Origin of the sequence: Vibrio sp. CCUG 15886 (assembly GCF_028570825.1) — a bacterium.
Lineage (GTDB): Bacteria > Pseudomonadota > Gammaproteobacteria > Enterobacterales > Vibrionaceae > Vibrio > Vibrio vulnificus_B.
The window spans coordinates 74,079-86,298 of the sequence record NZ_JAQQBT010000005.1 but is presented as its reverse complement, the minus strand read 5'-3'; the positions used below and the strand labels follow the sequence as shown (position 1 = coordinate 86,298).

5 protein-coding genes are annotated in these 12,220 nt (G+C 47.9%); 3 read left to right on the top strand and 2 right to left on the bottom strand.

The window, feature by feature from the left end; genetic code table 11:
• Nucleotides 1-314: 314 nt before the first annotated feature.
• Complete coding sequence (locus tag PQQ36_RS11920; RefSeq protein WP_047109922.1) at nucleotides 315-1,784, bottom strand: glutamate synthase subunit beta; 1,470 nt, start codon at nucleotides 1,782-1,784, stop codon at nucleotides 315-317.
• Nucleotides 1,784-6,322 carry a glutamate synthase large subunit gene (gene gltB, locus PQQ36_RS11915; RefSeq protein ID WP_273661285.1) on the bottom strand — a complete coding sequence of 1,513 codons (4,539 nt, stop codon included), beginning with the start codon at nucleotides 6,320-6,322 and terminating at the stop codon, nucleotides 1,784-1,786. Before gltB ends, PQQ36_RS11920 begins: the two co-directional genes overlap by 1 nt.
• 549 nt (nucleotides 6,323-6,871) lie before the next feature.
• Here gltB and PQQ36_RS11910 point away from each other — a divergent pair.
• The 3 genes from PQQ36_RS11910 to arcB all read left to right on the top strand — a co-directional run bounded on the left by PQQ36_RS11910 (nucleotide 6,872) and on the right by arcB (nucleotide 12,218).
• Nucleotides 6,872-7,828 (top strand): TIGR01212 family radical SAM protein, encoded by a 957-nt coding sequence (locus PQQ36_RS11910; protein ID WP_039546002.1) that lies wholly within the window; start codon nucleotides 6,872-6,874, stop codon nucleotides 7,826-7,828.
• 41 nt (nucleotides 7,829-7,869) lie between these two features.
• A complete protein-coding gene (locus PQQ36_RS11905; RefSeq protein ID WP_273661280.1) occupies nucleotides 7,870-9,669 on the top strand; it encodes a sensor domain-containing diguanylate cyclase in 1,800 nt (599 codons plus the stop codon).
• A gap of 206 nt (nucleotides 9,670-9,875) precedes the next feature.
• Complete coding sequence (arcB, locus tag PQQ36_RS11900; protein WP_011078637.1) at nucleotides 9,876-12,218, top strand: aerobic respiration two-component sensor histidine kinase ArcB; 2,343 nt, start codon at nucleotides 9,876-9,878, stop codon at nucleotides 12,216-12,218.
• Nucleotides 12,219-12,220 lie beyond the last annotated feature (2 nt).

The window sequence follows — 12,220 nt, the reverse complement described above, 5'->3', positions numbered from 1 at the left end:
AAACGTTCTAAATTCTTAACAATAAATTAGGCTTTATGTTGCACTGAATTCACAACGTATAGGTTATTGTGAAAAAGGTCAAGTTGTTAGTGAATAATCACGTCAATATGCGATTTACCACGTAATGGTCTAAATAAGGTGTTTAAATTCAAAAAGATAGATTTTTTATTGTTACAGTTTTGCAACATAAATAAAGTCTGGAGAAGAAAAAAGACCAGCATAAAATGCTGGTCAAAAGAAAAAGTTTGGAAGGATTGGATTATCTTTCTTTACTCGGATAGGTTTCTTGACCGCTCCGAGTAAAGAGTAGGCAATTAAGCAGAAAGCATGAGTGAATCGGCTTTTGCTTCCAGATTGGTATTGCCCATTAGGTATTGGTCGATAGCACGTGCACATTCACGACCTTCGTTGATACAGCGCACCACCAAAGATTGACCAGTACGCATATCACCTGCGGCAAATACGCCTTGTTGATTGGTCTGGAAATCTTGAGTTGCCACGTTACCGCGTTCATCCAGCGCGACATTCAACTGCGCAAGTACACCATGCGGTTCTGGGTGAAGGAAACCCATCGCCAAGAAAGCCATATCACATGGAATCACGCGCTCGCTACCTTCGACTTCTTTGAAGCTTGGGCGTTCGCCTGGTTGTGCATCTTGCCAAACAATGTCTGCAAGACGTAGACCTGTGACTTCACCTTTGTCGTTGCCGATGAACTCTTTGGTCAGAATATTCCAATGGCGATCAACTCCTTCTTCATGCGAAGTTGAGGTGCGAAGAATCATTGGGTATTGTGGCCAAGGCATATTAGCAGGGCGCTTTTCTGGTGGCACAGGCATAATTTCTACTTGAGTTACACTTGCAGCACCATGACGGTTAGAAGTACCCACACAGTCTGAACCAGTATCACCACCACCGATCACGACAACATGTTTTCCTGCTGCGTGAATTTCTTCACCTTTAAGGTCCATTTCATTTGCTCGGCGGTTGTTTTGTGCGAGGAACTGCATCGCAAAGTAAACGCCTTTCAGCTCGCGGCCAGGGACAGGAAGATCGCGTGGTACGGTCGAGCCGCCAGTAAGCAGAACAACATCGTATTCTTGGCGAATTTGCTGTGCGTTCACATCCACACCAACATGTTGATTCACCTTAAACTCAACCCCTGCTTCTGCCATGAGATTGATCTTGCGGTCAATGATGTCCATGCCCAGTTTGAAATCCGGGATACCGAAACGCAGTAGACCACCGACTTTTTCGTCACGCTCAAAAACAGTGACGGTGTGGCCTGCACTATTGAGCTGCTCAGCTGCCGCTAATCCTGCCGGACCGGAACCGATGATCGCCACTTTCTTACCTGTGCGCGAACGTGGAGTTTTGGGTTTGGCGTACCCTTCACGATACGCCGTCTCCACAATGGTTTTCTCAATGTTACAGATGGTGATTGGGTCTTGGTTGATGCCCAAGACACAAGCACTTTCACATGGCGCAGGGCAAACTCGTCCGGTGAACTCTGGGAAGTTGTTGGTGGAACTTAGAATGTTCCACGCTTCTTCCCAACTGTCGCGATAAACCGCATCGTTAAATTCCGGAATGATGTTACCAATTGGGCAGCCGTTGTGACAAAACGGCACACCACAGTCCATACAACGAGACGCTTGAGTATTGATTTTCTTACCAAATTCCGCGTTGAGTACGAACTCTTTATTGTTTTTGATTCGCTCTGCTGGTGCAAGCTTCTTTGGAAGCTCGCGTCCAAACTCTAAAAATCCAGTCGGCTTACCCATTACACTGCCTCCGCTTCACGTTGCTCTGCTTCTGCCTTGCGTTTTTGTAGTACCGCTTTGTAATCACGTGGCATGACTTTTACCAAGGATTTCAAGCTGGTTTCAAAATTAGCAAGGAAAGCTTGAGCCACTTCACTTCCTGTGAACTGAACATGTTTGTTCAACATATCCAGCAGTAGATCTTTGTCTTCTTGTTCGATTGGATCGAGGTCAACCAGTTCAGGGTTCAGTTTCGACTGGAAGTCACCTGATTTGTCCCAAACGTAGGCCACGCCGCCACTCATACCGGCGGCAAAGTTGCGACCTGTTGAACCGAGGATAATTGCGACACCACCGGTCATGTATTCACAACCGTGGTCACCCACGCCTTCAACGACCACTTTGGCACCGGAGTTACGAACACAGAAGCGCTCGCCCGCTAGGCCACGAATGTAAGATTCACCGGATGTTGCACCGTAGAAACAAACGTTACCCACGACGATGTTGTCTTCTGGCACCAGTGTTGAGTTGCTGTCTGGGTAGAGCACCAGCGTACCGCCAGAGAGACCTTTGCCCCAGTAGTCGTTCGCATCGCCTTCCACTTCAAACTTCACGCCTTTCGCGAGGAAAGCACCAAAGGATTGGCCAGCAGAACCTTTGAACTTGACGTTCATTGGTTGTGGTAAACCTTGGTCTTTGTACACTTTCGAAATTTCGTTCGACAGCATGGTACCCACAGAGCGATCGGTGTTGATGATTGGGAATTCCGCGGTTACCGCCAAACCTTCTTCCAGTGCTGGTGTCGCCACTTGAATTAATTGACGATCAAGTACCGCTTCTAGCTGGTGGTTTTGTTTGGTTTGACAGTAAATGCCATCTTGCTCGCGAGGCTGCTCTAGGAAGAGAACTGGAGAAAGATCCAAATTCTTGTATTTCCAATGAGAAACGTTGTCGCGTACTTTGAGTTTTTGCGCCTGACCCACCATCTCATCCACAGTACGGAAGCCAAGTTCCGCCATGATTTCACGCACGCCTTGTGCCATGTAGAGGAAGAAGGTCACCACGTCTTCTACGCGGCCATCAAAGCGCTCACGTAGCGTTTTGTTCTGAGTTGCAATACCAACAGGGCAAGTGTTTTTATGACACTTACGCATCATGATACAGCCTTCAACCACGAGGGCAGCAGTCGCGACACCCCATTCCTCAGCACCTAATAGCGTTGCGATTGCGATGTCACGAGGGGTTTTCATCTGGCCATCGGCTTGAACTACGATACGGTTGCGTAAACCGTTCTTCAGCAGCGTTTGGTGTGTTTCTGCAAGACCAAGTTCCCAAGGTAGACCTGTGTGACGAATCGACGAAATTGGTGAAGCACCGGTACCACCATCGTGACCGGCAATCAGAACCACGTCTGCTTTTGCTTTTGCCACGCCAGAGGCAATCGTCCCTACGCCAGCTTCGGAAACCAGCTTAACGTTGACACGGCCTTTACGGTTGGCGTTTTTCAAGTCGTAGATCAGCTGAGCCAAATCTTCGATCGAGTAGATGTCATGGTGTGGCGGTGGCGAAATCAAACCAACCCCAGGAGTGGAGTGACGTGTTGCACCAATCCAATCGTCGACTTTGTCGCCCGGTAGCTGACCACCTTCGCCCGGTTTTGCCCCTTGTGCCATCTTGATCTGAATTTCGTCAGAGTTAGTGAGGTAGTAAGAGGTCACACCAAAACGGCCTGAAGCAACCTGTTTGATCGCAGAGCGCTCTGAGTCGCCATTCTCATTCGGTGAGAAGCGAATTGGATCTTCACCACCTTCACCGGAGTTCGATTTCGCACCGAGACGGTTCATCGCGACTGCTAGAGTCGAGTGTGCCTCGTAAGAGATAGAGCCAAATGACATTGCGCCAGTGGCGAAACGTTTGACGATGCTCTCTACGGGTTCCACTTCATCGATTGGGATTGAACCCGCTGGATTTTTCACGAAATCAAGTTGGCTACGTAGGGTAACGGCGTTGTCACCTTGGCGATCCACTTCTGCTGCGTATTTTTTGAACTCTGCGTAGTCTTTGTTACGAGTAGAGTGTTGCAGCAGGTGAATGGTTTCAGGGTTAAACAGGTGTTTTTCACCACGTTGTTTCCACTGATAAACGCCGCCCACATCGAGCATTTGAATTGGGATTTCACGAGTTGGGTAGCCCACGCGATGGCGCACTAAGACTTCTTTAGCGATGTCATCTAAGGTCAAACCTTGAATACGTGTAACGGTACCGGTGAAGTATTTGTCGACCACCGCTTTGCTGATACCAAGGGCTTCAAAAATTTGCGCACCGTGGTAGGACTGCAGCGTCGAAATACCCATTTTCGAGAAGATCTTTAATAGGCCGCCGTTGACCCCTTTACGGTAGTTGTTGAAGTACTCTTCAACCGACACGTTGGCATCCAGCTTTTTACGACGTTGTAGATCAACGATCGTTTCAGTGACCAGATAAGGGTTCACCGCATTGGCGCCATAGCCTACGAGCGTGGCGAAATGGTGTGTTTCACGCGCATCACCCGTTTCCACTACGATGCCACATTTGGCGCGTAGCCCTTTACGAATCAGGTGATGGTGAACCGCACCCACGGCTAACATCGCTGGAATCGCTGCGTGGTTAGAGTTTACAGCACGGTCAGTCAATAGAATGATGGAGTAACCGTCGATCACGGCATCTTCCGCGTACTGACAAATACGTTTGAGTGCGCGTTCCAGTTTGCCAGCGTCTTCGTTGGCTTGGAATACGATATCTAACGTTTTTGCTTGCAAGTGTTCGTTGTCGATAGCACGCAGTTTTTCGAGCTCAGCGTTTGAGATCACTGGAGATTCAAGTTCTACTTTGCGGCAATGAACCGGCGATTCTGCCAGCAGGTTCTGATCTTTACCGATGTAGGTATTGAGTGACATCACCATACGTTCACGGATCGGGTCGATCGGCGGGTTAGTCACCTGAGCAAACAGCTGCTTAAAGTAGTTTGAAAGATGTTGCGATTGGTGTGACAAAATCGCAACTGGCCAGTCCGCACCCATCGAACCAAGTGGTTCATAGCCAGTTTGTGCCAACGGTAGAATGATCTCATTCACTTCTTCTGCGCTGATGCCAAACGCTTGCTGGCGATGCAGTAGACGCTCTGGAGAAGGTTGGCTGTGTACGTTATCAGCATCTGGCAGCGATTTTAGGCTGAGCAGATTGTCTGTTACCCACTGCTCATACGGCTGAGCGTTGGCAATCGAATCTTTCACTTCTTCATCGGAAATGATGCGGCCTTGTTCGAGATCGGCGACGAAGATGCGTCCTGGCTGCAAACGGCCACGGTATTCAACGTTTTCTGGTGGGATTTCCACGACGCCAGATTCGGATGCCATGATCAGCATGTTGTCTTTTGTCACGGTATAGCGTGACGGGCGCAGACCGTTACGGTCTAGTGTTGCACCGACTTGTACACCATCGGTAAAGCAGACAGACGCAGGGCCATCCCACGGTTCCATGATGTTGGCATGGTATTGATAGAAGGCACGGCATTTTGGATCCATGGCTTTGTTTTCTTGCCACGCTTCAGGAATCATCATCATCAGCGCGTGCGGCAGACTGCGGCCTGAAAGCACCAGCAGTTCCAACACCATGTCAAAGTTGGCAGAGTCAGAAGCACCTTCCTGACAGATCGGCAATAGCATGTCGATCTCTGCTTGCGTGAAGAGCTTAGATTCTAAGATCGCTTCGCGTGCTTTCATCCAGTTAAGGTTGCCGCGAACCGTGTTGATTTCACCGTTGTGCGCAATGTAACGGAAAGGTTGAGCCAAGCGCCATTTCGGGAAAGTATTGGTAGAGAAACGAGAGTGCACAAGAGCCAGTGCGGTGACCATGGTCGGGTTTTGTAGGTCTTGGAAATACTGAGGCACTTGCTCAGTGGTTAGCTGACCTTTATAGACCAAGGTTTTGTAAGACATCGAGTTGATGTAGAAGTCATCCCCGATATTCGAAACGCTCTCAAGGCAAACGCGTACGGTGTAGTTACGCAGCACATACAGCTTGCGCTCAAGTTCTTCTGGTGAGGTACCTGGGCCGCCAGAAATAAACACATGCTCAAATTGAGGCTCTGTGCTTAGCGGATCGGCGCCAATCATCGAATTGTCGGTTGGCAGAACACGATAGCCAATGATATCCAAATCAAGGCGTTTCGCATTGCGTTCTAGGATGTCACGGCATTGTTCGCGTTTGTATTCATCTTTCGGGAACAAAACGACACCGACACCGTATTTCTCAAAAGAAGGTAGCTTGATACCAAGCTTGACCGCTTCTTCTAACAAAAATTCGTGAGGCTTTTGCAGCAAAATACCCGCACCGTCGCCACTGCATGGATCGCAGCCTTGACCACCACGGTGTTCCATGCGAGCTAGCATATCTAGAGCTTGAGTCACAACCTGATGGGATTTGCGGTTTTTGAGATGAGCGACAAAACCGATACCACAGGCATCATGCTCTAGCTCGGGAGTATAAAGCCCTTGCGAACTTTGCTCTCTATCTACCATAGATACTTCCTTCCAGTTCTAGAAGGCGCAGCAACACCAATACGATGAGATCGCATTCTCGGGTTGAGCACCTTGTCCTTTATAGTTTTGAATCGCAATCAACCAGAGGGGGTTGATTTTGAGTCCTTTCCGTATCCCACAGGAAAAATTTTGTGGGAAAAACAATCCTTGGTGATAAGCCTGTTTTATTGGTCACTTTTTAGTGATTTATATAGGTTGGAGTGGCTTATCGCAGACATATTCCGCATTTGATTTTGTAATAAAGCTCACAAAAATGACGGTTATGTGTAAGTATCCTACAATTTAGTGACTAAGGAATGCAACGAAAAGTAACCAGAGTTAGGCAAAATTCTTGTTTAAAAATGCACTTTTTGTTTAACAAATATGCAACACTGGCTTGTTTTGCTTTTATTTATGCATGTTTATTGATTTTTGCCATGAAAAGCTTCGTTTGAATTCAATAAAATTTTGTGTTTTTTCTTGCAGGTGTGTAATTAATTTACATAAACCGTAGTGAGATTGATTGCGGTTTACAATTGGTGGTTTTCAATGCAATTACATGAGCTAGTGAATACGATTGGTCAGGATCTTCAGCGCCGATATGGAGAAAAAGTGCATAAATTGACGCTTCATGGAGGGTTTAGCTGTCCAAATCGTGATGGCACGATCGGCCGTGGTGGTTGTACTTTCTGCAATGTGGCGTCGTTCGCTGATGAGCAAGCTCAAGTCAAAAGTATTCGAGAGCAATTGACCGAACGAGCGGGAGAAGTGCATCGCGCGAAGAAGTACTTAGCCTATTTTCAAGCTTACACCAGCACCTATGCGGAAGTGCAGGTGCTGAAAAACATGTATGAAGAGGCGTTGAAAGCCGCGGACATTGTCGGTCTTTGTGTCGGGACTCGCCCAGATTGTGTGCCAGATGCGGTGTTAGACCTGCTCTCGGATTACGTGCAGCAAGGGTATGAAATTTGGCTGGAGTTGGGGCTGCAAACGGCCAGCAATGACACCTTAAAGCGGATCAATCGTGGACACGATTTTGAATGCTATGCAGAGATCACCCAGCGAGCCCGTGCGTTGGGCATCAAAGTATGTACGCATTTGATCGTTGGGTTACCAAAAGAGTCTCGAGACGATAACTTTACCACCTTGGAAAAAGTGATTGAGGTCGGTACGGATGGCATCAAGTTACATGGTTTGCATATTGTTGAAGGCAGTACCATGGCCAAAGCTTGGCGTGCGGGTAAGTTGGATGCACCAGAATTGGAGCAATATGTCGAGATTGCCTGCGAAATGATTCGCCGAACACCGCCAGAGGTGATTTTCCACCGAGTCTCTTCAGCCGCTCGTCGTCCGACATTGCTATCACCTTTATGGTGTGAAAATCGCTGGTTAGCCATGACTGAAATCGGTCAATACCTTGCTCAGCATGGCGGACAGGGCAGTGCGCTTGGCCATTCTTTTGTCTATACTAAACCGCAATTAAAAAGCGGAATTCACCCTCAATAGTTGGTATAGTCGCCGCACACACAATTCATCTAAGAGTGAGAATGGACAAGCAGTTTGCATGGATAGCACACCTCGCAGAGCATTACGGCGCGATTATTTTAATGGCGGTGTTCGGCTATGTTGTGGCTCGGCTACTGCATCTTCGCTATCAACGAGAGCTTGATACGCTGATTCTCGATTTGATGTCCCCAGTCTTATTAGTCGATCTCACTGGGCAGCATGTTCTATTGGCAAACAGTGTGGCAATGCAGCAGCTTGGGGTTCGTCAGCTTAATCGAACGTATCTTTTTCCGGCGACGTTCGCCATTGAACAGTTGTCCAACTCGTTAACCTCACTCTCTGGGCGTCAGTTCAGTCAGCTTGCGTTTGCCTGGCAAGCATCGGAACACGAGCATCTTGACGTGGCGTTAAGTGGCCGCAAAGTTTACTACCGTGGTCAGCACTGCTGGCTACTGAATATCCAATTAAATCCTTCGAATCGCTCTCGTCATATGGACGATCTCGATGCCTTCTTAGTGGCGCAATCAGCGTTAGATTCGCTAAGCGAACTGATCTGCCTGAAAGACAATGACGGCAAAATTCTGGCCACCAACCGCGCTTTTGAACTGTTCTGGGAAGGGCGGAGAGATGAAGCGATTATGCCGGAAAGTCGCCTGATGAAAGGCCGTCAAAGTGAACGCCGCTGGACGACCGATCCGCAAGGGCGCAGTTGTTTGTTGGAAGTTAATCAAAGTTTATTGATGACCAAAGCGGGTGAGCCGATTGGTACTCTTAGCATCAGCCACGATGTAACAGAGTGGCATGCCATGCAGCAAAATCTACGAGATGAGATGGAGCGCCGCAAAGATACCGAGGTGGCGTTGGCACAGCGAGATACCATCTTACAAAACATTTTGGAAGCCAGCCCTGATTCGATCGGCATCTTCAATGAGAATTTGGTGTATCAAGCGTGTAACGAGCCATTCGTGCGAGCGCTGGGCATCGCGGACGTGAATGATCTCATCGGTAAGCGTTTGCAAGATGTGGTTCCCGGCGAGATGTACCAACGCCTCTCTGTGACGGACAGCCAGGTGTTGCACGAAGGTAAGTCGCTGCGTTATATCGATAAAGTGCTCGACAGTAATGGAGAATACGCTTGGTATGACGTGGTGAAGTCACCGTTTCGCGATCCCGCTTCGGGGACCAACGGTGTCTTGATCATGGCACGCGATATCTCTGAGCGTTATCTCGCCGAGCAGAAATTGGAAGCCGCAAACCTAGAGCTAGAAAAATTGAGCTTTATGGACAGCTTAACTCAAGTGTCCAACCGTCGCCGTTTTGATGAGCAACTGAATACTCTGTGGTTCCACCATGCCCGAGAAAAATTGCCGCTGACCATCATGCTCTGCGATATTGATTTCTTCAAAGAGTTCAATGACCGCTATGGCCATCAAGCAGGAGATGAGGCGCTGATCCAAGTTGCGACCGTTTTTAGTCAAGTTGTCAGCCGCTCGTCTGACTGTGTTGCGCGCTATGGTGGCGAGGAATTTGCTCTATTGCTGCCCAACACTACGGCAGAAGGGGCTTTGAAAGTGGCGGAGAAGATCCACGCTTACATCGCCGAAAGCAACATAGCCCATCAAGGTTCCAAGATTGCAGGGCGAGTGACCATCAGTATTGGTTTGGTTTCTTACATTCCCTCCCCCGAAGATGTCCCTGATATGGGAGTGGCGCTTGCTGATAGCGCGCTTTATCAAGCCAAATCTGATGGCCGGAATCGCACTTGTGTTCATCCTATTTCTCTCTCTTCTGGCGAATCGCCGTCTACTTTGGCAAAGGGTAATTCCCCTCACGCCAACTGATTTTCTATTGATTGCGCTTGTTGTGATTTCAATAGCTTAACCCTCAAGGGTAAACAAGCTAAACTAAGTGCGTGAGTTTGATGTTGAAACGTGCCGCGATCGCCATTTTCATTACATGGTCTGTTCGATGTTTGCACGGCATTAAATGCTAATGTCGCCAACGACTTCACTAGTTCAGGTTGTCCTCTCATCTTTTGGAGCATTAAATGAAACCGATGAAAAACCTTGCCCAGTATTACGTTGATCTACTGGTTAAGCTGGGGATTGTGCGTTTTTCGATGTTGCTAGCCTTGGCGTTGGTTGCATTAGCTGTGGTGGTCCAAGTGGGCATCACCTTGGTGCTGAAAGGTAATGTGGATGATATCGATATTGTCCGCTCAGTCTTTTTCGGTTTGCTCATTACTCCTTGGGCGGTCTATTTCTTGTCAGTGGTGGTGGATCAGCTGGAAGAGTCACGCCAGCGTCTCTCAAAATTGGTTTCTAAATTGAAAGATATGCGCTCACGAGATCAAGAGCTTAATGTTCAGTTGCAACAGAACATCGAGCAATTGAACCAAGAGATTGAAGAACGTATTCGCGCCGAAGAAGCCAGAGAAGAGGCAATGAAAGATCTCGAAAACGAGGTGTTTCAACGGGAACGGACCCAAGTGGAACTTGCGGAGCGCACGGCGTTATTGCGTTCTTTTATTGATGCCTCTCCGGATTTGATTTACTACCGCAATGCCGAGGGGGTGTTCTCTGGTTGTAACCGAGCGATGGAAGAGTTGACTGGCAAGAAAGAGCATCAATTGGTCGGCTTAAGCCCTTGGGATGTTTACAGCAAGGAAGTTGCTCAACAAATTGTCGATACGGATCAGCAAGTTTTTGCCAATAATCGCGCTTTGACTTACGAGCAGTGGCTTGAATACCCAGATGGTAGAAAACACTACTTTGAGCTGCGTAAAGTGCCGTTTTACAGCAAAGATGGGCGTCACCTAGGATTGGTTGGCTTTGGCCGTGACATTACAGAACGTAAGCGCCATGAAGAATCATTGGAAAAAGCGAGCCGCGATAAAACCACGTTCATTTCAACCATCAGTCACGAGCTTAGAACCCCACTTAACGGCATTGTTGGTTTAAGTCGTATGTTATTGGATACGCGCTTAACCGATGAGCAGCGCAAGTACATGCAAACCATCAATGTCAGCGCGATCACCTTAGGTAATATATTCAATGACATCATTGATATGGACAAGTTTGATCGCCGCAAATTAGAGCTGTTACCAGCTCCGCTTAACTTTGAAGATTTTGTCGCAGAAATCGAAAGCATTTCGGCACTTATGGCAGAACAAAAAGGATTGCGATTTGATTTAGAGCGTCTGAGTGAACTGCCTAAAGCCATCGAGGTGGATGCCACGCGCTTGCGCCAAGTCATTTGGAATCTCATCAGCAATGCGATGAAGTTTACCAAAGAGGGTGGAGTGGTCATGACGGTGAGTTCCGAAGTGGAAGAGGATTTTGCCACCATCATTATTGAAGTAGAAGATACAGGGATCGGGATTCCAGAAGCGGAACTGGATAAGATTTTTGCCATGTACTACCAAGTCAAATCGGGTAAAGATAACTTGCATGCCGTTGGAACCGGGATTGGTTTGGCGGTTTCACGCCAGTTGATCAACATGATGGACGGCGATATTACCGTCAGCAGTGAGGAAGGCTTTGGTAGTACGTTCACTATTTCGATTCACGTTCCTGTGATTGAATCTGCACCATCGACTGTGGACAAACCGAAAACCCAGCTCCATCTCAGTATCTTTATGGTGGAAGACATTGCACTCAATGTCACCGTTGCTCGCTCTCTACTTGAAAGTCTCGGCCACAAAGTGACGGTTGCGATGACAGGGGACGAGGCGATACGTTCCTTTGACCCGAGCCGCTACGATTTGGTGTTACTGGACATCCAACTGCCGGATATGACGGGGTTTGATGTCGCTGCGTACTATCGTAAACACTATAGCCAATTGCCACCGCTGGTTGCTCTCACTGCCAACGTATTGAAAGATAAACGAGAGTATCTAGACAATGGCATGGATGAAGCCATTAGCAAGCCACTTGCGGTACAGGCAATTCAAGATGTGATTGAAAAACTGATCATCAAACAAGAAAGCACCACGATCGAGATGGAAGAGGCAGAAGTTGTTGAGATCACAACCAGCCATGTAGAGAATCATATTTTGGATCTGGTGATGCTTGAATCCTACGTAGAGATTGTTGGACCGCAGCCCGTCCTCGATAGCATTCGTATGTTTGAAGAGATGATGCCTGAATACCTTGAAATACTCGATTCCAATATGATTGCAAAAGATCAACCAGGGATTGTTTCCGAAGCGCATAAAATCAAGGGGGCTGCGGGTTCGATCGGGTTGAAACGAATTCAAAGCGTTGCGCAAAAAGCGCAATCTCCAGACATGCCCGCATGGTGGGAAAATATCGCGGACTGGGTAGAAGAAATCAAGAATGAGTATCAAAATGATATTCAGATATTGAAGAGTTGGTTAGAACAGAGGTGAAG

Bases quoted from the DNA above. Each gene is read 5' to 3' on its own strand.
- PQQ36_RS11920 (WP_047109922.1), bottom strand. From the start codon at position 1,784: ATGGGTAAGCCGACTGGATTTTTAGAGTTTGGACGCGAGCTTCCAAAG.
- arcB (WP_011078637.1), top strand. From the start codon at position 9,876: ATGAAACCGATGAAAAACCTTGCCCAGTATTACGTTGATCTACTGGTT.
- PQQ36_RS11905 (WP_273661280.1), top strand. From the start codon at position 7,870: ATGGACAAGCAGTTTGCATGGATAGCACACCTCGCAGAGCATTACGGC.
- gltB (WP_273661285.1), bottom strand. From the start codon at position 6,322: ATGGTAGATAGAGAGCAAAGTTCGCAAGGGCTTTATACTCCCGAGCTA.
- PQQ36_RS11910 (WP_039546002.1), top strand. From the start codon at position 6,872: ATGCAATTACATGAGCTAGTGAATACGATTGGTCAGGATCTTCAGCGC.